We start from the raw sequence: 26,264 nt of genomic DNA, 5'->3' as shown, positions 1-26,264 counted from the left end.
GTGCGGGGTCGGTGGGGGATCTAGCTGGTCTTCGCAGCTGCTACGCCGAGCACGCCGCTGAGCGCGACGGCGTCGGTGCCGACGTGCAGGGTGGCGGCGCCAGAGGTCAGCGACGCCGAGTCGACGACGCCGGACTTGGACATCCCGTTGGCGTCGAGGTAGGTGATCTGCTTGCCGATCAGGTCCGTAGCGGCCTGTTCCTGCTGCGCGCCGGCGAGGCTGGACAGCGTCGTCGACATCGAGTTCATGGTCTGGACCTGGCTGAGCGTCGCGGTCTGGTTCATGAACGACGCGGTGTCCATCGGGCTCGACGGGTCCTGGTATTTCAGCTGCGCGACGAGCAGCTGCAGGAAGGCTTTCGGGTCGAGCGCCATGCTGTTGGCACTGTCGGACTGGGAGGCGGCCACGGTGGCGGTGGTCGGCACCGTGCCGGCGGTCGCGGAGACGCTGCTGATCGGACTGGTCATCGGGTCACATCCATCGATCGAGGCCGGCACCGCCGGCGGTGGACAACGTGCGTGTCGGGGCGTCGGCGTGCTGCGGCATCGCAGCGGGGCTGTCGGCGCGGGCCGCCGTGCCGCCGTCGCTCGACGTGCCCCGACGGTCGGTGCCGGCGTGCTGGGAACCGTGTCCCGACGCGGCCGGGTCGCCGCCGGTGTGCGCACCGCGCTGCCCGGTGAGCTGGACGTCGGCCCGGTCGAGGTCGCCGAGCTGGTGGTGCAGGGCCGGCAGCGCGGCCTGGACGGCGACGCGCGCGGCATCGTCCGCGCAGGCCACCGTGAGGTTGAGTGTCCCGTTGTGCAGCACGGCGCGGATCTGCACGCTGCCCAGGTCTGCGGGATGCAGCTGCACGGTCAGTTCGTGTGTCCCGTCGCCACGCGTGCGCAGCCGGCCCAGCGCCTCGGTCAGGGCGGGCTGGGGGTCGACCGGCGCGGGTGCGGCCGCGGTCTGGGTCGCGGCGGTCGCGACAGCCTGCGGGGCCGGCGGTGGGGCGGCCGGCACGGCCGGCGGAGTTGCACCCGGCGGCAGGGTGGCGACCGGGTCGTCCGGCGTCGTCGCGGTGACCGGATCCGCCGGGTCCGCCGTGGTGTGCGGCCGGTCCGGGTCCGGTGTGCCGGCGATCGACACGGCCGCCGGGCTGGCATCCTGCGCGGCCCCGTTGTGCGGCGCCGGTGCCGCGTGGGTGGCCGGAGTGCCCACCGCCGTGGTCGCGGCAGCGGTCGTCGTGACCGGTGACGCAGCCACCGTGGTGCCCGGTGCTGCGGCGACCGGTGCTGCGGCGACCGGGGGAGCAGTGACCGTGGCCAGCAACGCGGGGTCCGCCGCAACCGTGGCCGGCGCCGGCGCCGCGTTCGGGTCGTCGTCCTTGGCCGCGCCGCGCCCGGGGCGCGCCGCACCGTCCGCCGGCGCGTCGGCGGTGAGCGCCGCGGTGTCGTCCTCGGGCGCGATCATGTCGGGCTGCGCGTTCGGGTCGGCGTCGACCGGCAACCGGTTCGCGGGGGGCGTGGTGTGTGCCGGAGGCGACTGGGCGCTGCCGGTGGGGTCGATGGGCGCAGGGGACCGGCCGGTCGACGCGGTCGTCGGTGCCCCGGCCGCCAGCAGCGCCGCGCCGAAGTCGTCCGTGGTGCCGTCGGTGCTGTCGGTGCCGTCGGGATTTCGGCCGCTCTGCCCGGCCGGTGCCGACTGGCCGGGGACGCCGGTCGGCGCGCTCGTGACGGTGGGCGCACTCATCCGCCGGCCGCCATCATTGCCGTGATGCGCCGGACGTAATTGCGCGTCTCGGTGTACGGCGGCACGCCGCCGTAGCGCTCCACTGCGCCGGCCCCTGCGTTGTATGCCGCGAGCGCCAGCGGCACCGAGCCGTGGAAGTGCTTCAGGTTGGTGTGCAGGATCTGCGCCGCGGCGTGGATGGCCTGCTGCGGGTCGAACGCGTCGACGCCGTGCGAGCGTGCCGTGGCCGGCATGAGCTGCATGAGTCCCTGCGCGCCGTCCGGGCTCACCGCCGAGGTGTTGCCGCCTGATTCCTGCTGCGCGACGGCGGCCAGCATGCCGGACGGCAGCCCGTAGGCCTGTTCGGCCTGCGCGAACTGCGCGGCGTGCGTGGCAACCGCCGGATTCAGGCCGGCGGCAGTGAGTTGCTGGCTGCTCAGGCCACCCGTGGTCGACGTCGTGCCGGCCGCTGCGGAGTCGACGATGCGACTGATGGACGTCGGCTGCTGGTAGATCTTGGTGATGTGCACCGTCTTGCCGGGCTCCGGCGACTCGATGAGCTTCCCGTCGCCCGCGTAGATCGCCACGTGATATGCCGGCTTGCCGAAGAACAGTAGGTCGCCGGGCTGCGCGTCGGCCAGGGACGCCACCGGCGTGCCGACCTTCTGCTGCTCCGCCGCCGTCCGCGGCACCGTGATGCCCAGGTCGTGGAACGTCTTCTGCACCAGGCCGCTGCAGTCCAGGCCGGAGTTGGATTCGCTGCCCCAGACGTAAGGCGTACCGAGATACTTCTCGGCGTCCTGAACGACATCGGCGCCGCTGACTGCGCCGGAGGTATCCGTCGTCGTCGTCGCTGCGGTGCCCGTGCTACCTGCCGTGCTGGTAGCGCCGGTGGCTGACGACAGCTGCGACGCGAAAGCCGCCGCGCTCGTCGAGCTGGTACCGGTCCGCGCGACCTGACCGGACAGCGCGTTGAGCTGAGCCTGCACGGTCGCCATCTGCGCCTGGATGGCGGTGACGTCGGCGAGGCCGGCCGGGGCGGTCATCCGGCCCGTCCTGCGGCGTCGCGGTGCACCCGGGCGGCGACCTCGTCGAGTTCGCGCTGCGCGACGCGGGCGGCCTGCGCGCGTTCGGCGGCGGCAAGGCGATCGCTGAGCTGCTCGGCCGCGCCGCGGGCGATCGCCGCCTCACGCAGCGCCACGCCGCGCGCGTCGGCGACCTGCTGTGCCTGCTCGGCGGCGAAGATCGCTGCGGCGCGGGCTGCGGCGGCGGTGTTCAACGAGGCCGCGGACGCGGCGAAGGCCGCGGCGGTCGTCGTCGTGTCCACGTTCTCGCACAGGCTGTCGAGGTATTCGCTGCTGCGGGTGACGCGCGCCCGCGCACCTGCCGCGTCGCGTTGCGCCGTGGCGAGCGCGGATCGGGCGACGTCCTCACGCGCCGAACGCGCCCGCACGAGGCCGGCCAGCCATGCCAACGTCATGTCGTCGCCTCCTGACCCACTGCCGTGCGCAGCTGCGCCCAGGCCACCGGCGCCGGGGTGAGGTCGGCGAGGTCCTGTTGCAGGAATGCCTCGAGCGCCGGCCAGCAGAGCAGCGCTGCGTCGGCGTCCGGATTGGTGCCGCGGACGTACGCGCCCATCTGCACGAGGTCCTTGACGTCGTGCCGTGCGGCGAGCAGCCGACGTGCGTGCTGCATGAGCGGGCGCTGCTCGCGGTCGGTGACGGCGCCGGCCACCCGCGACACGGACTGCAGCACGTCGATGGCCGGGAAGTGCCCGCCGTTGGCCAGGCGTCGATCGAGCACGATGTGCCCGTCGAGGATGGAGCGCACGGCGTCGGCGACCGGCTCGTTGTGGTCGTCGCCTTCGACGAGCACGGTGTAGAGGCCGGTGATCGAACCGGTTGCGGCGGCGCCGGCACGCTCGAGCAGTTGGGGCAGCATCGCGAACACCGACGGCGGATAGCCGCGGGTCGTCGGCGGCTCGCCGGCCGACAGGCCGATCTCGCGTTGAGCCGCGGCGAGCCGGGTGACGCTGTCCATCATCAGCAGTACGTCGCGACCGGTGTCGCGGAAGGACTCGGCGATGCGGGTGGCCACGAAGGCCGCGCGCAGCCGCACCATGGGTGGCTGGTCGGACGTCGCGATCACGACAACGGCGTTGCGCAGGCCCTCAGGGCCGAGGTCGTCCTCCAGGAACTCGCGCACCTCCCGGCCGCGCTCGCCGATCAGCGCGAGCACCGTCACCTGTGCGTCGGTGCCGCGAGTGATCATCGACAGCAGGCTGGACTTGCCGACCCCGCTGCCGGCGAAGATCCCCATCCGTTGCCCACGGCCCAGCGGGACGAGCGTGTCCAGCGCCCGGATGCCCAGCGGCATCGCGACGTCGACCCGATCGCGGGTCAATGCGTTCGGGGGAGCTTCGTCCATCGGCACGCGGGTGACGTCGTGCAGCGCGGGCCCGCCGTCCATCGGCCGGCCCAGCCCGTCGAGAACGCGGCCGAGCAGCGCGTCGCCGACGGGCACCGTCATGGAGCCACCGGTCGTCATGACGCGGTCACCGGCGCCGATGCCCGACATCGGGCCGAGCGGCAGGCAGGTCGCCAGCTGGCCGGTCGGACTGGTAGCGACGGAGACGACCTCGGCCGGCACGGTCGTGACGCCGGACCCGACGTGGACCAGGTCGCCGACGCGCGCCGGCAGGCCGCGCACCCGCACCGCGAGCCCGCGCACCTCGTCGACCTCACCGATGACGACGGGCTGCGCGGCGGCGACGGCGCGGTCGAGCAGCCGCGCGGTGCGCTCCAGCACGCTCATCGCGCGGTGCTTTCGGCGACGAGGGTGCGCACCCGGTCGAGGCCGGCGCCGATGCGGGCGTCGAGGGTGCTCCCGCCGCAGCGGGCGACGGCGTCCCCTGGGGCGAGGGTCGGGTCGGGCACGAACCGCACCGCGCGATCGCGTGGCAGTTCGGGTGGCAGCAGCGCCAGGTCGGCGGGGTGCAGCGCGACCACTGCGTCGCCCTCGGGTGCGAGCGCGAGCGCACGGGTCACCGCGGCGCGCCCGCGCTGCGCGTCGTCGGCCAGACTCACGCCGACCAACGCCTCGGCGATGCGCAGGGCGGCGTCGACGATCAGCGCTTCGACGTCCGCGGCCAGCGTGACCTGCTGCGCCCGCACCCGCTGGGCTGCGGCGACGAGAACGTCCTGCGAGGCCGCGAGATCGCGTAACGCTGTTTCGGTCATGCTGCGGGCGCGGGCCTGTTCGGCCTGTGCCTGGTACTGCGCCTCACGCAGGACGGCACGCTGGCCGTGGTTCCAGCCGGCGACGTATCCCGCCTGCTCGGCGGCCTCACGGGCGCGGCCGAGCACGGCGTCGGGTACGCCGGCCGAGGTGGACAGCTCGAAGCACGGCGCGGCCTGCGCGGGCTCGGCTGTTGTGCGGACGGCTCCGGCATGGCCTGCGCCGGCGAGATCGGCCGGTTCCCACGCCACGGCTGTGGCGCCGGCGGCCTCACGCGACGAAGGCATCGTCGGTCCCTCGGCTGATCACGAGTTCGCCGGAGTCCTCCAGCTGGCGGATGACCTTGACGATCGACGCCTGGGCCTCCTCCACGAGGTTGACCCGCACCTTGCCGAGGACCTCGATCTCCTCGGCGAGGTTGAGCGACGCCCGTTCGGACAGGTTCTGCATGATCTTGGCGCGGACGCTGTCGTTGACGCCCTTGAGCGCGACGGCGAGGTCGGCCGGCTGCACCTGGCGCAGCACCAGCTGGATGGCGCGGTCCTCGAGCGTGACGATGTCTTCGAACATGAACATCTGGCCGCGGACCTTCTCCGCGAGCGCCGGATCCAAGGTGGCGAGGCCCTCGAGGATCATCTTCTCGGTGCCGCGGTCCGAGCGGTTGATGATGTCCACCAGCGGCTGCAGGCCACCCACCGTGGACAGCTCGGACGCGACGCCGAGCGACGACACGCGGCGTTCGAGACCCGCTTCGACCTGCCGGATCAGGTCCGGCGACGTGCGGTCCATGACCGCGATCCGGTGCGCGACATCGGCCTGGACCTCGCGCGTGAAGCTTGCCAGCAGGTGCGAACCGAGGCTCGCCGGCAGGTGGGCGATCACCAGGGCGACGGTCTGCGGGTGTTCGTCGGAGAGCACGGACACGATCTGCCGCGGGTCGAGCTGCTGCAGCGACGCGAACGGCGCAGCAACGAAGTTGGCGAGCACGCGTTCGGTGATCTGCCCGGCGAGCTCGAAGCCGAGAGCGCCGCGCAGCAGGTTGTGCGCGGTCTGCATGCCGCCGAGCGTGCCCGGCTCCTCGAACATCACTCCGTGGAACTCGTTGACGACGGCGCTGCTGACCTCGGACGGGACGGCGCCGAGCCGGGCGATCTCGGTGGACAGCTCTTCGATCTCGTGCTCGGAGAGTTCGGCCACGATCGGTGCGGATTCGTCGAGCCCGAGCGCGAGCACCAGGATGGCCGCCTTGCGGCGCGGCGACATGTCGGCGATCAGCGACGACGGCGCCATGGCCGGCGCGGCCGGAGACCCGATGTCGGCCTTGGCGATCGGCATGGTCAGCACGGTGGCTTCGGTCATCGGTCCGACTCCTTCGTGTTGATCCAGTTCGACAGGGCCCGGGCGACGTCCTGGGGGCGCTCACCCGCGGCCTCGACGATGGCGTGCCGGTGCCGGTTCGAGGAGATGCTCTTGACCGGCAGCGCGACGACCGGCGGCTCGACGGGGTCGTCGGGCTCGTCGAGGCCGAACACGTCGTCGTCCGGTTCGGCCGGCGGCGGGTTACGCCGCCGGGACCAGAGCACCGCGCCGATGAGCAGGCCGGCGATGAGCAGCACCAGAACGCCCTGCTTGATCCAGGAGATCAGCCGTTGGTGGGCAGCGGCCGACGCCGCGGCCTTGGCGGCAGCCGCGCCGGCCTTCGTGGCCGTCGCCGCGGCGGAGTGATCGAACGGCACGGTCTGCACGGAGATGGTGTCGCCGCGGGTCTGGTCGAAGCCGGCGCTGTTCTGCAGCAGGTCCTGCATCGCGGGCACGTCGAGGTTGGGCGTGTTCTTGTCGAGCATCACCGCGATCGACAACCGGCGCACGCTTCCGGGGGCGTTCTCCGTCGTCTGCGTCACGGTGCCGTCCGCGTTGTTGACCGTGTCGTTCGTCTGCGTCATCGTCCCGCCGCCGCTGTTCGTTGCGGTGCCGGTGGTGTCGGTGGTGGTGCTGCCCGCCGTGCCGCCGGACGCGGCGTTCGCGCCTTTGTAGATCTGGGATGACTTCGACTCGGACACGGGTGGAACGGTCGGGTCGTTGATGTAGCTGCGCTTCGTCGACTTGGTCTGGTCGAAGTCCAGGTCGGCGTTGACGGTGACTGCCGAGCGGTTCGGGCCTAGCGCCTTGTCGAGCATCGCCTGCATCGACTGCGCCAGGCTGCTGTCGTAGGACTGCGTGGCCTTGGCCTGGGTGTCGGCGGAGACGCCGTTGCCGGTGGCGCCGCCGGGCGCGCGCAGCACCGTGCCGTTGGAGTCGGTGATGGCGACGGCGTTCGTGCTCAGCCCGGGGACGCTCGAGCTGACCAGGTAGGCCACCGACTGGACCTGCGAGTCGTCGAGCGTCGTCCCGGGATCCACCGACAGCAGCACCGCAGCGCTCGGCTTCTGCGTGTTGTCGTTGAACACGTCCTGCTGCGGGATCGACAGGTGCACCGAGGCTGCCTTGACGCCGTCGATCGACTCGATCGTCTGCGCGAGTTCGCCTTCGACGGCGCGTTGGTAATCGATCTGCTGCTTGAACTGCGAGGTGGTCACACCCTCCTTGTCGAGCAGGGCGTAACCGGTCTGGCCGGAACCGGGCAGGTTGGCCGCGCTCATCGTGAGGCGGGTGCTGTCGACCTTGTCGGCCGGCACGGAGATGGTCGTGCCGCCGCCGGAGAGCTGGTAGGGGATCTTGTCCGCGTCGAGCTTGCTGACGATGGCACTGGCATCGCTGGTGGCCAGGTTGCTGTACAGCGGCGCGTACTTCGGCGCCGGCCGCCACGTCGCCAGCAGGTAACCGCCGATGACGAGCGCGAGCACCGCCACCACGGTGACGAGCTTCTGCCCCGGGGTGAACGCACGGAAGTCGTTCCACCGGCGCATGCCCAGCGCCTGCAACCGATCTTTCACGCCTGCATCCCCATGATGGTGTTGAACGAGGCAACGGCCTTGCTCTGGACGGTGGTCATCAGTTGTGTCATCAGCTGCGCCTGCGTCATCGCGACGGTCAGCGCGGCCGGGTCGGTCAGGCTGCCGGTCGCCGCCTGCACGGCGAGGTTGTCCGCGTTGGCCTGCGTGGAGTTGACCGAGTCCAGGCCTTTACCGAGCACGCTCGCGAAGTCGGAGCCACTGCTCGACGGCGTCGCCGTGGTGGCGGTGGGTGCGCTCGTCGCGCCGAGCGAGGACACCGGGGCGATGGCCGAGATCCCGGAGATCGGGGTCGTCATCAGATGCCCTTGCCGATGTTGATGGCCGCCTCGTAGGCGTCCTTGGCCCGGCCCACCGTGCTGGCGTTCGCCTGGAAGGCGCGCTGCGCCATGATCATGTCGCCCATCTGCTGGCTCAGGTCGATGTTGGAGCGGCGGACGAAGCCGTCGGCGTTCGCCAGCGGGTCCGTCGGGTCCTGGACGAGCTGCCCGTTCTCCGAGCTCTGGCTCAGCGAGGCGACGTGCACGCCGGTGCCGGCGCCGTCCCCGCCCATGTCGTTGTTCGCCGCTGCCTGCATGTAGTGCGTCCGGAACACCTGGCCGTTGGCGGGTGTCTCGTCGTTGACATTGGCGATGTTCTCGGAGATGACGTCGAGCCAGGTGTGCCAGGTCTGCATGCCGGTGCCGGCGGTGCCGATCGCGTCGAACACCGGCTCAGCCCTTCAGCACGGTGGACAGCTCGCCGTACTTCGACGTGAGCGCTGACGTCAGCAACTGCTCCTGCAGCGTGGTCTTCGTCGCTGTGACGAATTCGCTGTCGAGGCTGACGTTGTTACCGTTGGCGCCCGCTGCGTCGCCGGTGCCACCGGTGCTGATCGAGGCGGCCGCTGGATCGCCGTTGCGCACCGCGTCCGCGAGGCTGGACTCGAAGGACACCTTCGAGGCCGTGAAGTTCGGCGTCTCGGTGTTGGCGATGTTGTTCGCGCTGACCTGTTGCCGTTGCGCGAGGCCGCTGAGTGCGACCTGCAGCGTGACAGACGAGATGTCGTCGAGCACGGAATGTCCCTCCATCTGCGGTGGCCGATCCTTCGGCCGTTCGCGAGCGCTCCGTGCTCACTGGGAGTCATCGGCTGGCGACGGAGCGGCTTTAGCGGTTACGCAGACGGAGTGTCGAGGGGTCAGAGCGTGCGGTCGACGAAGCGGGGTGTCGGCACTGCGATCGGCCGGTGGGCGACGCCGTGGTCGGCGGGGACGAGCAGCACGCCCACGGCGTCCAGGGCCTGCTTGAGCTCGTCGCTGAGGGACGTGATGCGCGAACGCAGGGCGTCGATGCGCGCGGCGAGTTCGGCCGGCACCGGCGGCATGGTCACCGGATCGGGCAGCAGCGGACCGGCGCCGGGGAACATCATCTCCGCCGCGGCGAATTCGCGGGTGTCGCGTACCGCCGAGCCTGACGCGGTCGAGAACATGCTCTCGCTGCGGGCGACGTCGGCCTCGACCTCGGCCAGGACGTCCGCCCAGCTCGGCACCTCAGGTGCCCACGGCATCGCCGGCGCCACGCGACTCAGCCGACCCAGGCCGTGGACGTCACCGGCACACCGGTGCTGAGGGTGCGGGTCGCGGCCGTGACCGCGGACGCCGCGGCGGTCGACGCCATCCCTGCCGTGGCAGCTGCGGCGTGCGCGAACGCGTCGCGCAGGTCGCCGACGATGCCAACAACCGGCACGAGCCGGCCGAGCTCACCGCCCGCCCGAATCGCGGTGAGTTCGGTCAACAGGAAGCCGTAGATCGCGGCTAGGTCCTCCGCCGGCCCACCGGCGGCGTGATCGAGGCTGCTCAGCAGCTCGGCGACGATGAGTGCAGCGTGCCCGAGGTACGGGCCGGCCGTCAGTGCGTCGGTGCATTCACGCGAGCGCTCGATGTCGAGAGCGAGCCGGTCGTAGAGCATCACCACGCGTTGCGCGGGGGTGGCCGTCATGACCCGATCGGTGAGATAGCGGCTGCGTGCGTCCATATCGCCCTCCTTGGCTGTTGCGCTCGGTCGTGCCCGTGGATCAGGACGAGCTCGAGTCGCTGGACTTGGTGAGACTGTCGAACATCGACGTCAGGTAGGTCTGTTGGGACTGCAGCTTTGCCAGCGCCGTCTCCATGGCACCGAACTTCGCGGTCAGACCGTCCTTGATGGTCGCGAGCCGGTCGGTCCACGTGCTGATCTCGTCCGTCAGCGTGGAACTCGTCGCGGTCTGCGCCGCGATGGCCGCGGTGATCGCGCCGGTCACGGGGGCCGTCGCGCCGCCAGCCGTGCTCGCGAGACTCGCCGCGAATCCGCCGGACACGGCGGCCTGGGTAGCGCTCGGGTCGGCGTTGTACGCGGCAGTGAAGGCGTCCGAGTCGAAGGAAAACTGCCCGCTCGAGTCGAGGTCGATGCCGTAGGTCGCGAGAGACCCGCCGCCCGGGACCCCGGCGCTGACCGCCGAGGCCAGCGCGCTGTTGAGGGACAGGGCGTCGTACTGGCTCTGCAGGACGGCGCCCTTCGCGGTGTCCGTCGTGATCTCCGTCTTGGCGGCGTTCGCTGCCGTCACGAGGGCCTGCACCTTCGTCGCGATGGCCGAAGGGTCGCTGGCGACCGTCAGCGTGACGTTGTTCGCCAGCGCGTTGGCCGAGAACGTCACGCCCTTGATCAGGGTGCTGAACGTGTTGGATGAGCTGGACACGACGTAACCGCCAGCGGACGTGTCGCCGACCGTGACCTGTGCGTCCTGCGCGGTGACGACGTTGGTGGGTGCGTTGTCCGTCCCGCTGAGGCTGAATCCGTTGGCCGAGCCGGTCTTGGTCGACGTCACCTGCAGGATGACGCCGCTGTTCGTCTGGATGACCGAGGCTCGCACGCCGAGGTTCGCCGCGTTGATGGCGGTCGCGACGTCGGCGGCCGACCCGGACGCCAGCGAGAGCGTGTGGGCCTGCCCGGTCGAGTCGGTCACCGTGATGCCCGACGACGGCACGCTGATGACGGCACCGGAGCTGTCGGCGGCCACGGTGGTGACTTGCGCCTGAGCCAATTGGGTGACGCTGAACGTCGTGGTGCCGGGTGTGGCGGACGTCGAGCTGGTGGCCGCGACCGCCGTCGAGCTGCTGGTGACCGCCGTTGCCTGCCATGCGGTCGGATCGGTGAGGGCTTGCGCCGCGGTCTGCACGGCGGCGAGCTTGGCGTTGATCGTCTGGTAACTGGAGAGCTTGGACTGGACGGTGGTGAGCTGGTCCTGCAGCTGCGACTGAGGCACGGATTGTGCCGCCATCAGGTTGCTGATGAGGGTGGTGGTGTCGATCTGCCCGGCCGTGCCTCCGAGCAGACCGGACAGGCTGATGCTGCCGGTGCTTGTCGTCACGGTTCCTCCTTATTCCGGGGCTAACGCCGGACCGGGCGGGCGGAGGGGGAGCGTCCGTCCGGTCCGGCGTCCGCCGGCCTACTGCAACAGCTTCAGGATCGCCTGCGGGGCGGAGTTGGCCTGGGCGAGCACCGAGGTGGCCGCCGAGGTCAGGATCTGCTGCTGGGTCATCTTCGTCACCTGGGTGGCCAGGTCGGCGTCGGTCAGGTTCGACCGGGATGCCGTGACGTTGGTGATCGCGGTGTTCAGGTTGGTCACCGTGTACGACAGCTGGTTCTGCACCGCGCCGATGCTCGACCGCGCCGTCGAGACCTGCTTGATGGCACCGTCGATGGCGTTCAGGTCGGCCGTGGACTCGCCGACGCCGTACGCCTTGTCACTGGCAACCGTCGCGTAGGTCGAACCCGTGAGGGTCGTGCCCGAGTAACCGGCCGTCGCGTCGTACTTGGCGATGTTCAGGCCGCTGAGCTTGAGACCGCTCGCGTCGGCCGAGCCGAGCTTGGTGTTGTCGACGCCGCTGGCTGCGGTGCCGGCGAGCTGGCTGAGGTCCAGCGAGATGGTCTCGCCGCCGTTGGCGCCGACCTGGAAGGTGCCGTTGTACGCACCGCCCAGCAGGGCCGTCTTCCCGAACGCGGTCTGCGTGCCGATCTGGTTCAGCTGCGTGTTCAGGTTGCCGATCTCGGCCTTGATGGCACCGAGGGAGTTCGCGTCCTGGGTGCCGGAGTTGCCGGCCTCCACGACGAGGGTCCGCATGCGCTGCAGGATCTCCTGCACCGTGCCGAGGGCGCCGTCGGCGATCTGCGCGACGTTGGTGGCGTCCTGGGCGTTGGACACGGCCTGGGTCAGACCGTTGATCTGGCTGGTCAGGCCCTGGCTGATCGACAGCCCGGCCGCGTCGTCGGCGGCCTTGTTGATCCGCAGACCCGAGGACAGCTGCCCGAAGGCGTCCTCGAGCTTGCCCTGGTTCGTGGACAGGTTGTTGTACGCGTTGAGCGCGGCAACGTTGGTGTTGATGCGAAGACTCATGACGTTTGCCTCCCAAACTTGAGTCTCGGGTGCCCGGAGTTGGGCGCCGTGATCCGTCCGTGGATCACAGGTCTGTGGGGCAGAGGTCCGCCGGCCGCGCGCCGGATCGTCGACGCGCGGCCGGGGTGCCCTCTACTACTGCAGCAGCTTCAGGATCGCCTGCGGGGCGGAGTTGGCCTGGGCGAGCACCGAGGTGGCCGCCGAGGTCAGGATCTGCTGCTGGGTCATCTTCGTCACCTGGGTCGCCAGGTCGGCGTCGGTCAGGTTCGACCGGGACGCCGTGACGTTGGTGATCGCGGTGTTCAGGTTGGTCACCGTGTAGCCGAGCTGGTTCTGCACCGCACCGATACCCGACCTGGCGGTCGACACCTTCTTGATCGCGTTGTCGATCGCCGTGAGGGTGGTGGTGCTGTTAAAACCGGCGGCCGTGACGTCGACCTGCGCCGTCGCGACCGTCGACGTCGAGCGCGTGCCACTCGTCGTCGACGAGGTGAAGCTGGAGGTGTTCGACGCGACCCCGAGGTCACCGGCGCTGAAACCGGTGGTCGTCGTGGTGCCGCCGGTGTTGAGCGCCAGGGTGATGGTCTCCCCGCCGTTCGCGCCCACCTGGAACACGCCGCTGTAGCTGCTGTCCAGCAGGGCCTTGTTGCCGAACTTGGTGGTCGTCGAGACCGTGTCCAGCTGGCTGGACAGCGAGCTGAGCTCGGCCTGGATGGCACTGAGGGAGTTCGTGTCCTGGGTACCGGAGTTGGCAGCCTGCACGACGAGCGTGCGCATGCGCTGCAGGATGTCCTGGTCGGTGCCGAGGGCGCCGTCGGCGATCTGCGCGACGTTGGTGGCGTCCTGGGCGTTGGACACGGCCTGGGTCAGACCGTTGATCTGGCTGGTCAGGCCCTGGCTGATCGACAGCCCGGCCGCGTCGTCGGCGGCCTTGTTGATCCGCAGACCCGAGGACAGCTGCCCGAAGGCGTCCTCGAGCTTGCCCTGGTTCGTGGACAGGTTGTTGTACGCGTTGAGCGCGGCAACGTTGGTGTTGATGCGAAGACTCATGACGTTTGCCTCCCAAACTTGAGTCTCGGGTGCCCGGAGTTGGGCGCCGTGATCCGTCCGTGGATCACAGGTCTGTGGGGCAGAGGTCCGCCGGCCGCGCGCCGGATCGTCGACGCGCGGCCGGGGTGCCCTCTACTACTGCAGCAGCTTCAGGATCGCCTGCGGGGCGGAGTTGGCCTGGGCGAGCACCGAGGTGGCCGCCGAGGTCAGGATCTGCTGCTGGGTCATCTTCGTCACCTGGGTCGCCAGGTCGGCGTCGGTCAGGTTCGACCGGGATGCCGTGACATTGGTGATCGCGGTGTTCAGGTTGGTCACCGTGTAGGTGAGCTGGTTCTGCACCGCGCCGATGTTCGACCGCGCCGTGGACACCGTCTTGATCGCATTGTCGATCTTGGTGAGATCGCCCGAGGCGTCGGTGTCGGAGTACGTGGTCGGGGACGTGCTGGCCGCGATCGTCAGGGTGGACGTGGTCAGGGTGGCCGGCTTGACGTCAGCCGACGTCAGGTTCAGCGAGATGGTCTCGCCACCGTTGGCGCCCACCTGGAAGACCTTGTTGAAGCTGCCGTCCAGCAGGTTCACCGAGCCGAACTTGGTCTGCGAGGAGACGTTCGTCAGCTCGGAGTTCAGGCTCTTCATCTCGGCGTTGATGGCCGACAGCGAGTTGGCGTCCTGGGTGCCGGAGTTGCCGGCCTCCACGACGAGGGTCCGCATGCGCTGCAGGATCTCCTGCACCGTGCCGAGGGCGCCGTCGGCGATCTGCGCGACGTTGGTGGCGTCCTGGGCGTTGGACACGGCCTGGGTCAGACCGTTGATCTGGCTGGTCAGGCCCTGGCTGATCGACAGCCCGGCCGCGTCGTCGGCGGCCTTGTTGATCCGCAGACCCGAGGACAGCTGCCCGAAGGCGTCCTCGAGCTTGCCCTGGTTCGTGGACAGGTTGTTGTACGCGTTGAGCGCGGCAACGTTGGTGTTGATGCGAAGACTCATGACGTTTGCCTCCCAAACTTGAGTCTCGGGAGCCCGGGGTTGGGCGCCGCTCCGTCCGTGGAGCGGTGTTCATCCGTAACGTTCGGCCGTCCGCAGGACTTCTTGAGGAGTTCGGCAGCTTTTTGTCCGCCGCGCGCCGGTCAGCCGGCTTGCGCGGTGCGTTGTACCGGGTGCGGCTCGCACAGGACGGTCGTCGCGGCCAGCCGGCCGGCCAGTGTGGAGCGGGCGGCCACGGCGGCGCGGTACGCCTCGGCGGCAGCGGCCTTCGACCGCGCTGCAGTGGGCGCGGGTGCGGGCTCGTCGACGAGTTGCAGCACGGCGCGCAGAGCCTTGAGGCCTTCGCCGCGCATCTGCGAGACGCGTGACTCGGTCACGCCGAGCTCTTTGGCGATGTCGGCCATCCGCGCGCCCTCGAAGAAGTAGCCGGTGATGACCACGCGCAGCCGCTCCGGCAGCTCTGCCACGGCGTCGCGCACGTACCCCACCTGCTCGCGGCGCAGTAAGAGGGTCTCCGGGCCGTCGTCGCGCGCGGCGAGCACCTCGGCGCCGGCGTCGGCGGTCATGTCCTGCAGGCTCAGCACGCCCGCGCGATCGGCATCGTGTTCGACGGTGGCGATCTCGTCGGGGGAGAGGCCGGCGGCCTGCGCCAGCTCGACCCGGCTGGGCTCGCGGCCGAGGGACTGGGTGAGTGTCGTCCGAGCGACGTCCAGCTCCCGGGCGCGGCTGCGCGCGCCGCGCGATGCCCAGTCCATGCTGCGCAGCTCGTCGGTGATCCCACCCCGGATACGGATGCTGGCGAACCGGGCGAACGGCACGCCCAGCTCGGCCCGGAAGGACTGCGCACTCACCGTGAGCGCATACATACCGGCCGAGATCAGGTCGTCGCGGTTTACGTGCGACGGCACCCGGGCACACACTTCCCTAACGATGTGCCCGACCAGCGGGATGTGCGCTCGAACGAGATCGTCGACGGATTGCGCCGCAACCTGGAACTCGCCGGAGTTCGACGGGTCGACAGCACTGGTTCCGCGATCGGCTTGCCCGGTGAGTAGGGCGGTGGCAGGGGGCATGGTGAGAGCTCCTGAGCGAGGTTGCCTCGTGCTGCACGACACTTTTTGCCGTGTAGATGGGTTGAGCACGGGCCCCCACGCCCCACGAGCCGGCATCGAGCACCGGTCGCGTTTCCCAACACCGTCGGACCCCCCCGAGGCCCTCCGAACACCGTGTAAAGCTGGTGTCAAAACGGAAGCTAACAGCAATCTAACGCAGCAAGCAAGACCTGTTTCCGAAATTTATTTACGCGAAACACACGGGCGCTGTGCCGGCCGGCCGGACCGGGCCGCATGAGACGGTCCGCGCGGGCTCAGGTGCCCGCCTCCATTGCCGATGTAAGGCGTATGACCGTCGCCACCGCACCCCCGGGAACTGACCTGTCGGTGTTGTCCGCGTTGCTGTGGCGCGAGCGGGAACTGCTGGAGACGGTGCTCTACCGGCTCGTCGTCCAACAGCGCCTGCTCGCCGCCGGCGACGTGCGCTGGCTCGCGCAGGCCGACCAGGACGTGTACGACGCGCTGGAAGCAGTCCGCGAGCACGACGTGCTGCGCGCCGTCGAGGTGGAATTGGTGGCCCGCACCAACCAGCTCGCTCCGGATGTCGCGCTGCGCGAGATCGCTGCGGCCGCGCCGGAACCGTGGCCCGCACTGCTGCAGGACCACCGCGACGCCCTGCGCGAACTGACCGCGCAGATCGACACGACCACCGCCGAGAACAGGCGGCTGCTCGTCGCCGGCGAACGTGCGACTCGGGATGCGCTGGAGCGTGCCGCCGGTGCCGACCCGGCCGCGAGCGACCCGGCACCTGCGTATCCCGGCCACCCGCATGCGGTCGCCGACACCGCGCACGTTCTGGACTGGCGCGTATGAGCGCTCGTCAGCCGGCACGGACGTCCGGGGCGGCATGATGGCGAACTGGTTCGCCTCGATCGGGCAGGCGGCGTCCGGTGTCGACGCTGCGCGCTACGGGCTCACCGTCGTCTCGCAGAACATCAGCAACGCCGACACCGACGGATACACGCGCGAGACCGCCCAGCAGGTCAGCGTCGACCCGACCGTCAGCGCGGGGCTGTACACCACGCGCGGTACGAACCTGGCCGGCGGGACGAGCGTCGCCTCGGTCGACCGGATGGTGGACCCGGTACTTGATGCGCGGGTGCGCAACGAACAGGCCCGCGGGGCCGCTGCCGACACGACGTCGTCGTTCATGTCCGGACTCGAGCAACTGCTGCCCGACCCGGGTACGACAGGCGTGTCCGCCGACCTCAATTCCTTCTGGGCCGCCTGGGGATCGCTTGCCAACAACCCGAACGACAGCGGTGTGCGCGCCACGGTGCTGTCCGACGCGTCGCAGACGGCGTCTGACCTGAACGGCCTCGCCGGCTCGCTGGACGACCTGGCGACGAGCACCGCCACGAGCCTCGCCGGCGACGTCGACCAGGCGCAGACCGCCGCGACCAACCTGGGCACGCTCAACGAGCAGATCGCGCTTGCCACGGCGACCGGGCAGAACGCGAACAATCTTCTCGACCAACGCGACCAGTTGCTGACCAAGCTCAGCACGCTCGTGGGCGGCGTGGCGACCATTGCCGCCAACGGCAGCGCGTCGGTCGCCGTCGGCGGCCAGACGTTGGTCTCCGGTTCCACGGTCGGCACGCTTGCCGTCAGCGCGACGAACTCGGTCACCGTCAACGGCACCGCTGTCACGCTCACCGGCGGTAGCGCGGCGAGCCGGGTGTCCGCATTGACGTCCACCCTGCCGACCTACCGCGCACAGCTCGACGCCGTCGCGAACACCCTGGTCACCGCCGGCAACGCCGTGCAACAGGCCGGCTACGACAGCACCGGCGCCCAGGGCGCGGCGCTGTTCGGCGGCAGCGGCGCGGCCGGGATCTCCGTCGTGCTCACCGACGCCGGCAAGCTGGCCGCGTCCTCGACCTCCGGCACCCTGGACGGCGGCAACGCCGCGCTCGCCTCGCAACGGGGCACCACGACGGACGGCCCGGACGCCGCGTACCGGTCCCTCGTCGCCGGCGTCGCCTCGGCGAGTTCCCGCAGCCAGCAGGCGCAGACGACGCAGGATGCCGTGGTCAGCAACGTCAACAGTCTGCGGGCGTCGGTGTCCGGCGTCAGCTACGACGACGAGATCACCCAGCTGTTGACCTACCAGCACGCGTTCCAGGCGTCGTCCCGGGTCCTGACGACCGTCGACTCCATGCTGGACACGTTGATCAACCACACAGGCGCGGGTGCGTGAGCCATGAGCTATATGAGGGTGACCGTGGGCTCGCAGGCCTGGACGTCGCTGGACTCCATCGACAACGCGTCGAGCCGGCTCGCCCAGCTGCAGGCGCAACTCAGCTCCGGCAAGCGCATCCAGCAGCCGTCGGACGACCCGAACGGCACCGTGCAGGCCATGGCGCTGCGCTCGGCGATGTCGCGCAACGACCAGTACGGCACGAACGCCTCCGACGCGTCGGCCTGGCTGTCGACGGCGGACAGTACGTACAACCAGATCGTCGCCGTCGTCCAGCAGGCGCAGACGGCGGTGGTCAAGGGCATGAACACCGGCGCCAACGACGCGGACGCCAACACCGCGCTCGCTGACGAGATCGACGGCTACCGGTCCACGTTGCTGTCCCTCTCGAACTCGCAGTACAACGGCCGTCCGTTGTTCGGCGGGACGACGGCGGGTGGCGCGGCCTACGACTCGTCGGGTTCGTACGTGGGGGACACCGGCACGGTCAGCCGCATCGTCGGCCAGGGCAACGAGGTCTCGGTCAGCGCGGCCGGACCGGACGTCTTCGGCAGCGGCAGCGGCAGCCTGTTCAGCGTGCTCTCGCAGATCTCCACGGCGCTGCGCACGGACCCGAGCACGCTGAGCGGCTCGCAGACCGCGCTGAACTCGGCCCTGTCGCGGATCAGCGCCGCCCAGTCGACCGAGGGTGCGGCGTACGCGCGGGTGCAGCAGGCCAAGACGACCCAGACCACACAGGACACCGCCATGACCACCCAGCTGACCGGCATCGAGAACGTCGACCTCGCCGACATGGCTATCCAGGTGAGCACCGCCAACACCACCTACCAGGCGGCGTTGCAAACGACGGCGAGCGTGCGACAGATGTCGCTGCTCGACTTCCTGAAGTGACATCGGGGCACCCACAATGACGACCATGACCGCACCGAACACGGAACAGGCGCTGCGTTTCGTCCAGCCGCTCCCCGGCTTCGAGGACGAGGACACCTACAGCCTGCAGGCGATCGACGAGCACGCGACGCTTTTTTCGATGCGCTCGGTCAGCCGTCCCGACATACGGTTCGTCCTCACGCCCTCGAACTACTTCTTCGACGACTACCTGCCGGATCTCGGATCGGACGTGGAGACAGCGCTCGACGTCGCCGACGGCGACGACGTGACGGTCCTGGTGGTGCTGACCATCTCCGGTGACGGCCTGAGCGATGCCACCGCCAACCTGCGGGCGCCGATCGTCGTCTCGAACAACTCCGGCCGCGCGCTGCAGGTCATCCTGGACGACGAATCGCTGCCGATGCGCCGTCCATTGGTGGGCTGACCGGCGCGGCCCGCGCGGCGCGTCCGGTAAGAGCACCTAAACTGATGGCGTGCTCATCCTCACGCGCCACGTCGGCGAGAACGTGATCGTCGGTGACGACATCGTGATCTCGGTCGTCGAGGTGCGCGGCGAGGCCGTGCGTATCGGCATCGAGGCACCTCGCTCGCTCAGCGTGCATCGCGAAGAGGTGTGGCTCGAGCTCAAGCGTGCCAACGCCCAGGCGGCCTCGTCCGAGGACGCCGCCATCGGCAGCGTGGTCGACGAGCTGCGCCGCCGCCGCGACCCCGGCGGCGGCAAACCGCGCAAGCCCTGACGTTTCCGGCTCAGCCCGCGACGACGATCGAGGTCACGTCGCCGAGGGCGATGCTGCCCGCGCTAGCCCGGATGCTCACCTCGTCGCCGTCGCGCAGCCAGGCGCGGGTCTCGGCACCGACCGCGAGCGGATCGGTGCCGTTCCAGGACAGCTCCAGCAGGCACCCGCGCTGACCGCGTTCCGGGCCGCTGACCGTACCCGACGCGAAGACGTCACCCGTTCGCACTTCGGCACCGTTCGATGTCAGGTGCGCCAGCATCTGGGCGTACGTCCAGTGCATGTCGGCGAACCGCGGCCGGCTGACCACGTGGCCGTTGATGGCGATCTCCACGTCGAGGTCCAGGCCGTGCCGGCCGTCGTCGCGCAGGTGCGGCAGCGGCTGCGGATCCTGACGCGTCGGCAACCGGACGCCGTCGAGCGCGGCCAGCGGTGTGATCCACGGCGAGATGGACGTGGCGAACGACTTGCCGAGGAACGGGCCGAGCGGCTGGGTCTCGAAGGCCTGGATGTCGCGCGCCGACCAGTCGTTGAGCAGGCTGACCCCGAACACGTGCCGGTCGGCGTCGTCGACGGCGATGCGCTGTCCCCTCGTGCCCACGACGAACGCGAGCTCGGCCTCGAAGTCGAGCCGCTGTGACGGCCCGAACTCGTCGGCGGACAACACGCCGCTGGGGCGGGGGACCGGCTCGCCGGACACGCGCAGCGACGCGGACCGGCCGTGGTAGCCGACCGGCAGGTGTTTCCAGTTCGGCGGCAACGCCGCGCCGTCCGGTCGGAAGATGCGCCCTGCGTTGGTGGCGTGGTGCTCCGAGGCGTAGAAGTCGACGTAGTCGGCCACCGTGAACGGCAGCTGGGGGTGCACGTCGGCCAGCGCGTGCGTCGCCTGCGCGTCGCGCACTGCGTCGGCGAGCTGCGCCCACGTCGACGGACCGGCGGCGAGGAAGGCGTCCAGCGTGCCGGCGGCGAACAGCTGCGTATCGAGACTGCGGAGGTCGACCACGTCGGCGTCACGGCGGAAGGCGGCGAAGTGGTCGCCGTCCCGGCCACGAACCGACCCGTAGCCGATGACGGTCACGAGTTGCGCACCCAGCTCCAGGCGTAGGCGCCGTCGTCGGAGGCCGTGCCGCCCTCGCCGAGGCGCAGCGGCCGGAAGGTGTCAACCATGACGGCGAGCTCGTCGAAGTAGTGCACGCCGATCGAGCGTTCGTACGCACCCGGCTGCGGGCCGTGCGAGTGGCCGCCCGGGTGCAGGCTGATCGAGCCCTGCCCGATGCCCGACCCCTTGCGTGCCTCGTAGTTGCCGCCGCAGTAGAACATCACCTCGTCACTGTCGACGTTGGAGTGGTAGTACGGCACCGGGATGGACAGCGGGTGATAGTCGACCTTGCGTGGCACGAAGTTACAGATCACGAAGTTGCTGCCTTCGAACACCTGGTGCACCGGCGGCGGCTGGTGCACCCGGCCGGTGATCGGTTCGAAGTCGGCGACGTTGAACGTGTAGGGGTACAGGCAACCGTCCCAGCCGACGACGTCGAACGGGTGGTGCGGGCTGACGTGCACCGAGCCCGCCAGGCCGCCTGGACCGGTGCCACGGTGCTTGACGAAGATGTCGTAACCGTCCGCGGCGTCGACCGGATCGCCGTCGACGAGCAGCGGACCGAGCGGGCCGTGCAGGTCACGCTCGCAGTACGGCGACGACTCGAGCAGCTGGCCGAACTTCGACAGGTAACGCTTTGCCGGGGTGATGTGCGAGTTGGCCTCAATGCAGTACGCGCGCAGCGGCGCATCACCTTCCGGTAGCCAGCGGTGGGTGGTGGCCCGGGGGAGCACGACGTAGTCGCCGGCGCCGGCCGCGAGCGCGCCGAAGACCGTCTCGACCTGCGCCGCGCCCGACTCGATGTACACGCACTCGTCGCCGACCGCGTTGCGATACAGCGGCGACGCGTCACGAGCCACGACATAGCTGATGCGCACGTCGTCGTTGCCCAGCACGAGCCGGCGCCCGGTAACGACGTCGACGCCGCTACCCGGGTCGTCGGCGCCGAACAGGTCGTGCAGCTTGAGGTGCCGCGGCAGCAGCGGATCGTTGGGTGCGGTCGCCTGGTCCGGCAGCTCCCAGGTGCGCGCGGCGCTCAGCGCGGAGGGAATGTTGCGGTGGTAGAGCAGCGCCGAGTCGGCGGAGAAGCCCTCCTCGCCCATCAGCTCCTCGTAGTACAGCCGGCCGTCCGCATCGCTATGCTGGGTGTGCCGCTTCGGCGGGATGTCGCCGCGCTGTTGGTAGTACGCCATGTCCGTCCGATCGCTTCGACGTCGCTGTCGTGCGCCGATGAAAGTATGACCGTGGTCGATAATCGACCACGGCCATACTTCGATCAAGGCGCTGCACGGCGCCGGTCAACTACCGCTTCTCGATGGCGACGAACTCGCGCTCGGTCGGGCCGGTGTATACCTGGCGCGGCCGGCCGATGCGGGTCTCCTCGTCGTCGATCATCTCCTGCCACTGCGCGATCCAGCCGGGCAGCCGGCCGATCGCGAACAGCACGGTGAACATCTTCGTCGGGAAGCCCATGGCCCGGTAGATGAGGCCGGTGTAGAAGTCGACGTTCGGGTAGAGCTTGCGTTCGACGAAGTAGTCGTCCTCGAGGGCGTGCGACTCGAGTTCCATGGCCAGGTCGAGCAGGTCGTCGCGCTTGCCGAGTGCCTGCAGCACCTCGTCGGCGGACTTCTTCACGATCGCGGCGCGCGGGTCGTAGTTCTTGTAGACGCGGTGTCCGAAGCCCATCAGCTTGACGCCGGCGGTCTTGTCCTTGACCTGCTTGACGAACTTGCCGACGTCGCCGCCGTCGGCGCGGATCTGCTCGAGCATCTCGAGCACCTGCTGGTTGGCGCCGCCGTGCAGCGGGCCGGACAGCGCGTGGATGCCGGCGGAGATGGACGCGAACAGGTTTGCCTGCGACGACCCGACCAGGCGCACCGTCGACGTCGAGCAGTTCTGCTCGTGGTCGGCGTGCAGGATGAACAACGTGTCCAGTGCCTTGGCGACGGCCGGGTCGACCTCGTAGGGCTCGGCCGGGAAGCCGAACGTCATCGCCAGGAAGTTCTCCACGTAGTCCTTGGAGTTGTCCGGGTACAGGTAAGGCTGACCTACCGACTTCTTGTAGGCGTACGCCGCGATGGTCGGCAGTTTGGCCAGCAACCTGACGGTTGACAGTTGTGCGTCGGCCTCAACCTGGGGATTGAGCGCGTCCTGGTAGAACGTCGACAACGCCGAGACCGCCGACGAGATCACCGGCATCGGGTGCGCGTCGCGAGGGAACGCGTCGAACAACCGCTTGAGCTCTTCGTGCAGCAGGGTGTGATGGCGGATCTGGTCGGTGAACCGGCCGAGCTCGTCGGTCGTGGGCAGCTCACCGTGGATGAGCAGGTAGCTGACCTCGAGGAAGGTCGACTGCTCGGCGAGCTGGTCGATCGGGTACCCGCGGTAGCGCAGGATGCCGGCGTCGCCGTCGATGTAGGTGATGGCCGAGGAGCACGCCGCGGTGTTGGCGTAGCCGGGGTCGTAGGTCGTCATGCCGGTCTTGCTCAGCAGCTTGGTGACGTCCGCGCCGCCGGAGCCCTCGCTCGCCTCGCGCATCGGCAGATCGAGCGTGTTCTCGTCGGGAGTGGTGAAGACGGCGTGCGCCGCGGTACTGGTCATGCGTTCCCCTTCGGCAACCTACGAATTCCGGCCGTACTGGTCCGTACCCATCCGTGTCACGGCGCCAATCCGGGCGGTGATCACGCAGACAGGTTCTGCAGCCGAACCTCGCCGCGGGCCACGGCGCGCCCGTCGTTGTCGGCGATCTCGACCAGCCACAGTTGCTGGCTGCGTCCGCGGTGGATGGGCGTGGCGGTGGCCGTCATCCGGCCTGCGCCGGCGCCGCGGAGGAAGTTCGTGTGGTTGGCGACGCCGACCACCTTGCCGCGGTCACCGAACCACAGCGCGGCACCGAAGCTCGCCGTGCTCTCGACCACGGAGCAGTACACGCCCCCGTGTACCAGCCCGAAAGGCTGCAGATGACGCTCGTCGACGGTCCAACTGGCGACGACGCGGTCCGGGCCGACCTCGTCGTAGGCGATGCCGAGGGCCGCGTCCAGGCCCACGGGCTCGGTCGGCAGCTGCATGTACCGACCGTATCGGGCGGCGTTACGCGCTCTGCGCCGCGGGCGTCCTGGTGGGCTCGTCGTCGGGCGTGGCCCGCGGCGCGTCGGTGAACTGCAGGACGCCGTCGTCGATCGCCGCGCGGCGCATCGTCGGGATGTCGCGCAGGTAGTCATTGGTGACCTTCCACGGCCCGTGCGTGCCCTGCCGCGGCAGGCGATCGTTCCCGCGTTGCACGTAACCCGCCTTGAGCGCGCTGAGTGCGGACTCGTCCGCACGGTCGGCGTCCGTGGCATGGACGACGAACTGGGTGTGGCCGTGGGCGTCCATGTGCTTGAGCAGCCGGCAGAAGTACACGGCCGCGAGGTCCGCCTTCAACGTCCACGAAGCGTTGGTGTAGCCGAAGATGATCGCCGCATTCGGCACGTCTTCGACGAGCACCGCTTTGTACGTGACCTTGAACTTCAGCTGCAGCGGCTCGCCGTCGATGATCAGCTGCGCGCCGCCGACCATCTGCACGTCCAGGCCGGTGGCAGTGATGATGATGTCGGCGTCGAGATGGGTGCCGGACTCGAGCTGGATGCCCGTCTCGTCGAAGGTGCTGATGGCGTCGGTGACGACGTCGGCGCCGCCCTCGCGGATGGTGCGGAACAGGTCGCCGTTCGGCACCACGCACAACCGCTGGTCCCACGGGTTGTAGGTGGGCGTGAAGTTCGCGATGTCGGATGCGCCGGCGAGTTGCTTCTCGGCACCGCGTAGGACGAACCTGCGCATGAGGTCGGGTTTGCGGCGGGCCAGGGCGTAAGAGGCACGTTGCACGGCGACGTTCTTGGCGCGGGCGAGCTTGTAGGCGAGCGCATCGGGCAACCGCTTCCCGAGCTGTTCGGCGATTGCGTCCACCGCCGGGAGCGACACGATGTAGGTGGGGGAGCGCTGCAGCATGGTGATGTGCGCGGCCGAGTCGGCCATCGCCGGCACGAGCGTGACGGCCGTCGCACCGCTGCCGATGATCACGATCCGCTTACCGGCGTAGTCAAGATCCTCCGGCCAGTGCTGCGGATGCACGACTTGGCCGCCGAACCGCTCCTGCCCGGGGAACTCCGGCCGGTATCCGGCGTCGTAGTTGTAGTAGCCGGTGGCGCCGAGCAGGAAGTCCGCCGTGTACGTGTGGCTCTCGCCGGCAGCCTCGTCGACGGTCTCGACCGTCCAGCGACCGGCCGCGGTGGACCAGCTCGCGCGCTCGACCTTGACGCCGAAGCGGATATGGTCATCGACGCCGTGCTCGGCGGCCGTGTCCCGGACGTACTCGCGGATCGAGGCGCCGTCGGCGAGGGTGCGGGTGTCGCGCCACGGCCGGAAGGCGAAGCCGAAGGTGTACATATCCGAGTCGGAGCGGATGCCGGGATAGCGGAACAGGTCCCAGGTGCCGCCGATCGCCTGGCGCCGCTCGAGGATCGCGAAGGACTTGTCCGGGCATTCGCGGGTCAGGTGGCACGCCGCGCCGATGCCCGAGATGCCCGCGCCGATGATCAGCACGTCGAAGTGGTCGGCTGCGGCCATGTGCGCGTCTCCTCGCTGACGGGTTGCCCGCCCGTCGGCGCGCACTGCCCCCAAGTTATCCCCTACGCCGTGTCACGCATATCGTGCGCGTCACGTTGCGGCGGATCAGCTGGGCCTGCGGCCGGCCGCCCTGGTCTCGTACTCGGTGCGCTCGCTCGAATGTGCCGCCGAGGCCAGCAGCGAGCCGGCCTTGCCGCTGCCGATCCGGTCCAGCACGGCGCGCGGGAAAAGCCGCATGACCTTGTTCGACGCCGCCAGATTGCGTGGCACGTACGCCTCCAGGTGCGGGTGCTGCAGCGCGTGCAGCACCACGTCGGCGACGTCCTGCGGCTCGACGGTCGGGGTCAGGCGAGACGTGCCGAGCCCGGACGCCAGTTCGGTGTTGGTGATCGACGGCATGACGCAGGTGACGTCGACACCGGTTCCGCGCAGTTCGAAGTAGACCGCCTCGCTGAACCCGACGACGCCGTGCTTGGTGGCGCAGTACGTGGCCGCGCCCGGGGCACCGACTTTTCCGGCGACGGACGCGATGTTGACGAGGTGGCCGCTGCCGCGCGGCTTCATCCGTCGTACGGCCTCCCGGCTGCCGTGGATGACCGCGCCCAAGTTGATCGCCAGCTGGCGTGCGGTGATCGCGTCGTCCTCGTCCTCGATGAGCGACAACGGCATGATCCCGGCGTTGTTGACCAGCACGTCGATGGGCCCGAGATCGCGTTCGACGGTGTCGAGGAACGCGGTGAACGCAGCGTGGTCGGTGACGTCGAGTGCGTAGGCGCCGACGTCGCCGATCTCCTTCGCGGTGCGTTCGGCAACGTCCAGGTCGAGGTCGCAGATGGCCACGCGCATGCCCTGCCGCGCCAGCGTGTTCGCGATCTTCGCACCGATTCCGCGGGCGCCGCCCGTGACGACCGCGACCTTGTTCGACAGCTGGCGGGGTTGCTTGGGCATGCCGGCACTCCTCGGCTGATCGTGACGGTGACAGTGTCACTGTGTCTATCAGGATCGGCGGGTGTCGGAAAGTCGGGAGTGTCTGGGTTCGCTGCGTTCGACCTTAAAAGCAAAGACGCAGCGACGAGGGAGTTGATCGACTGGTCGGTTGCCGCTTTCGGGTGGTGGTCACGCTTCGCTCACGTGGCTCTACCCCCCGTGTTTGTTGGGGCAAAGGGTTGTCATCCGGCCGTCGATCCGGTAGAATCGAATACATGAGCGATACGCTGGTGGCAGGGCAGGCCTTGGGTCTGCTCGCGGCCGCGCACACGCTGCTGGACGACCTGCTCACGGTG

29 protein-coding genes are annotated in these 26,264 nt (G+C 69.7%); 5 read left to right on the top strand and 24 right to left on the bottom strand.

Translation table 11 applies throughout. The features are described 5' to 3' along the window. Positions 1-20: 20 nt before the first annotated feature. The 18 genes from ACFFCN_RS14120 to ACFFCN_RS14035 form a co-directional block, all read right to left on the bottom strand. Complete coding sequence (locus ACFFCN_RS14120) at positions 21-467, bottom strand: flagellar hook assembly protein FlgD (RefSeq protein WP_375492590.1); 447 nt, start codon at positions 465-467, stop codon at positions 21-23. Positions 468-471: 4 nt separating this feature from the next. Continuing rightward, positions 472-1,731: a flagellar hook-length control protein FliK gene (locus ACFFCN_RS14115; RefSeq protein WP_375492589.1), complete on the bottom strand. Its 1,260-nt coding sequence runs from the start codon at positions 1,729-1,731 to the stop codon at positions 472-474. Further along, on the bottom strand, positions 1,728-2,756 hold the full coding sequence (locus ACFFCN_RS14110) for a transglycosylase SLT domain-containing protein (protein WP_375492588.1): 1,029 nt from the start codon (positions 2,754-2,756) through the stop codon (positions 1,728-1,730). Before ACFFCN_RS14110 ends, ACFFCN_RS14115 begins: the two co-directional genes overlap by 4 nt. After that, the gene (locus ACFFCN_RS14105; protein WP_375492586.1) at positions 2,753-3,190 is read right to left on the bottom strand and encodes a flagellar FliJ family protein; all 438 of its coding nucleotides are present in this window, start codon (positions 3,188-3,190) and stop codon (positions 2,753-2,755) included. The genes ACFFCN_RS14110 and ACFFCN_RS14105 overlap by 4 nt, the downstream gene beginning before the upstream one ends. Continuing rightward, positions 3,187-4,524 (bottom strand): FliI/YscN family ATPase, encoded by a 1,338-nt coding sequence (locus ACFFCN_RS14100; protein ID WP_375492584.1) that lies wholly within the window; start codon positions 4,522-4,524, stop codon positions 3,187-3,189. Before ACFFCN_RS14100 ends, ACFFCN_RS14105 begins: the two co-directional genes overlap by 4 nt. Continuing rightward, a complete protein-coding gene (locus ACFFCN_RS14095) occupies positions 4,521-5,234 on the bottom strand; it encodes a FliH/SctL family protein (RefSeq protein ID WP_375492583.1) in 714 nt (237 codons plus the stop codon). Before ACFFCN_RS14095 ends, ACFFCN_RS14100 begins: the two co-directional genes overlap by 4 nt. Next, a complete protein-coding gene (fliG, locus tag ACFFCN_RS14090) occupies positions 5,218-6,306 on the bottom strand; it encodes a flagellar motor switch protein FliG (protein WP_375492581.1) in 1,089 nt (362 codons plus the stop codon). Before fliG ends, ACFFCN_RS14095 begins: the two co-directional genes overlap by 17 nt. Continuing rightward, the gene (gene fliF, locus ACFFCN_RS14085) at positions 6,303-7,880 is read right to left on the bottom strand and encodes a flagellar basal-body MS-ring/collar protein FliF (protein ID WP_375492579.1); all 1,578 of its coding nucleotides are present in this window, start codon (positions 7,878-7,880) and stop codon (positions 6,303-6,305) included. The genes fliG and fliF overlap by 4 nt, the downstream gene beginning before the upstream one ends. Beyond that, the gene (locus tag ACFFCN_RS14080; RefSeq protein ID WP_375492577.1) at positions 7,877-8,197 is read right to left on the bottom strand and encodes a flagellar hook-basal body complex protein FliE; all 321 of its coding nucleotides are present in this window, start codon (positions 8,195-8,197) and stop codon (positions 7,877-7,879) included. Before ACFFCN_RS14080 ends, fliF begins: the two co-directional genes overlap by 4 nt. After that, positions 8,197-8,607 (bottom strand): flagellar basal body rod protein FlgC, encoded by a 411-nt coding sequence (locus tag ACFFCN_RS14075; protein WP_375492575.1) that lies wholly within the window; start codon positions 8,605-8,607, stop codon positions 8,197-8,199. Before ACFFCN_RS14075 ends, ACFFCN_RS14080 begins: the two co-directional genes overlap by 1 nt. A gap of 4 nt (positions 8,608-8,611) precedes the next feature. Further along, positions 8,612-8,953, bottom strand: coding sequence for a flagellar basal body rod protein FlgB (locus ACFFCN_RS14070; RefSeq protein ID WP_375492573.1), 342 nt, complete (start codon positions 8,951-8,953; stop codon positions 8,612-8,614). 122 nt (positions 8,954-9,075) lie between these two features. Continuing rightward, positions 9,076-9,444, bottom strand: coding sequence for a hypothetical protein (locus tag ACFFCN_RS14065; protein WP_375492572.1), 369 nt, complete (start codon positions 9,442-9,444; stop codon positions 9,076-9,078). A gap of 17 nt (positions 9,445-9,461) precedes the next feature. Then, complete coding sequence (gene fliS, locus ACFFCN_RS14060; RefSeq protein ID WP_375492570.1) at positions 9,462-9,911, bottom strand: flagellar export chaperone FliS; 450 nt, start codon at positions 9,909-9,911, stop codon at positions 9,462-9,464. Between the two features lie 40 nt (positions 9,912-9,951). Further along, the gene (fliD, locus tag ACFFCN_RS14055) at positions 9,952-11,283 is read right to left on the bottom strand and encodes a flagellar filament capping protein FliD (protein WP_375492569.1); all 1,332 of its coding nucleotides are present in this window, start codon (positions 11,281-11,283) and stop codon (positions 9,952-9,954) included. Positions 11,284-11,361: 78 nt separating this feature from the next. After that, positions 11,362-12,309, bottom strand: coding sequence for a flagellin (locus ACFFCN_RS14050; RefSeq protein WP_375492567.1), 948 nt, complete (start codon positions 12,307-12,309; stop codon positions 11,362-11,364). A gap of 135 nt (positions 12,310-12,444) precedes the next feature. Beyond that, positions 12,445-13,359 carry a flagellin gene (locus ACFFCN_RS14045; protein WP_375492566.1) on the bottom strand — a complete coding sequence of 305 codons (915 nt, stop codon included), beginning with the start codon at positions 13,357-13,359 and terminating at the stop codon, positions 12,445-12,447. 135 nt (positions 13,360-13,494) lie between these two features. Continuing rightward, the gene (locus ACFFCN_RS14040) at positions 13,495-14,343 is read right to left on the bottom strand and encodes a flagellin (RefSeq protein ID WP_375492564.1); all 849 of its coding nucleotides are present in this window, start codon (positions 14,341-14,343) and stop codon (positions 13,495-13,497) included. A 140-nt stretch (positions 14,344-14,483) separates the two neighbouring features. Then, positions 14,484-15,413 carry a sigma-70 family RNA polymerase sigma factor gene (locus tag ACFFCN_RS14035; protein ID WP_375492562.1) on the bottom strand — a complete coding sequence of 310 codons (930 nt, stop codon included), beginning with the start codon at positions 15,411-15,413 and terminating at the stop codon, positions 14,484-14,486. Positions 15,414-15,740: 327 nt separating this feature from the next. Between ACFFCN_RS14035 and flgN the strand changes: the two genes are divergently transcribed. From flgN to csrA, 5 genes are read left to right on the top strand one after another with little or no spacing between them, the layout of a single operon-like run. Continuing rightward, a complete protein-coding gene (flgN, locus tag ACFFCN_RS14030; protein ID WP_375492561.1) occupies positions 15,741-16,265 on the top strand; it encodes a flagellar export chaperone FlgN in 525 nt (174 codons plus the stop codon). A 34-nt stretch (positions 16,266-16,299) separates the two neighbouring features. Beyond that, a complete protein-coding gene (gene flgK / locus ACFFCN_RS14025; RefSeq protein WP_375492559.1) occupies positions 16,300-17,652 on the top strand; it encodes a flagellar hook-associated protein FlgK in 1,353 nt (450 codons plus the stop codon). Between the two features lie 3 nt (positions 17,653-17,655). After that, positions 17,656-18,543, top strand: a complete 888-nt coding sequence (flgL, locus tag ACFFCN_RS14020; RefSeq protein WP_375492557.1) for a flagellar hook-associated protein FlgL — start codon at positions 17,656-17,658, stop codon at positions 18,541-18,543. A gap of 25 nt (positions 18,544-18,568) precedes the next feature. After that, entirely contained in the window at positions 18,569-18,967 is a 399-nt protein-coding gene (fliW, locus tag ACFFCN_RS14015; protein WP_375492555.1) for a flagellar assembly protein FliW, read from the top strand. A gap of 49 nt (positions 18,968-19,016) precedes the next feature. Continuing rightward, the gene (csrA, locus tag ACFFCN_RS14010) at positions 19,017-19,280 is read left to right on the top strand and encodes a carbon storage regulator CsrA (protein ID WP_375492553.1); all 264 of its coding nucleotides are present in this window, start codon (positions 19,017-19,019) and stop codon (positions 19,278-19,280) included. A gap of 10 nt (positions 19,281-19,290) precedes the next feature. On the opposite strand, the gene ACFFCN_RS14005 is transcribed toward csrA, so the two are convergent. The 6 genes from ACFFCN_RS14005 to ACFFCN_RS13980 form a co-directional block, all read right to left on the bottom strand. Continuing rightward, a complete protein-coding gene (locus ACFFCN_RS14005; protein ID WP_375492551.1) occupies positions 19,291-20,355 on the bottom strand; it encodes a fumarylacetoacetate hydrolase family protein in 1,065 nt (354 codons plus the stop codon). Beyond that, the gene (locus tag ACFFCN_RS14000) at positions 20,352-21,569 is read right to left on the bottom strand and encodes a homogentisate 1,2-dioxygenase (protein WP_375492550.1); all 1,218 of its coding nucleotides are present in this window, start codon (positions 21,567-21,569) and stop codon (positions 20,352-20,354) included. Before ACFFCN_RS14000 ends, ACFFCN_RS14005 begins: the two co-directional genes overlap by 4 nt. A gap of 109 nt (positions 21,570-21,678) precedes the next feature. Next, the gene (locus tag ACFFCN_RS13995; protein ID WP_375492549.1) at positions 21,679-22,977 is read right to left on the bottom strand and encodes a citrate synthase; all 1,299 of its coding nucleotides are present in this window, start codon (positions 22,975-22,977) and stop codon (positions 21,679-21,681) included. A gap of 80 nt (positions 22,978-23,057) precedes the next feature. Further along, positions 23,058-23,444, bottom strand: coding sequence for a PaaI family thioesterase (locus ACFFCN_RS13990; protein ID WP_375492547.1), 387 nt, complete (start codon positions 23,442-23,444; stop codon positions 23,058-23,060). Between the two features lie 22 nt (positions 23,445-23,466). After that, a complete protein-coding gene (locus ACFFCN_RS13985; RefSeq protein WP_375492546.1) occupies positions 23,467-24,981 on the bottom strand; it encodes a flavin-containing monooxygenase in 1,515 nt (504 codons plus the stop codon). A 105-nt stretch (positions 24,982-25,086) separates the two neighbouring features. Continuing rightward, entirely contained in the window at positions 25,087-25,929 is an 843-nt protein-coding gene (locus ACFFCN_RS13980; RefSeq protein WP_375492544.1) for an SDR family oxidoreductase, read from the bottom strand. Positions 25,930-26,264: the final 335 nt, after the last annotated feature.

This window comes from uncultured Jatrophihabitans sp., from assembly GCF_964246335.1.
GTDB lineage: Bacteria > Actinomycetota > Actinomycetes > Mycobacteriales > Jatrophihabitantaceae > Jatrophihabitans.
The sequence above is the reverse complement of the archived record's forward strand: the minus strand, read 5'-3'. Positions and strand labels throughout refer to the sequence as shown.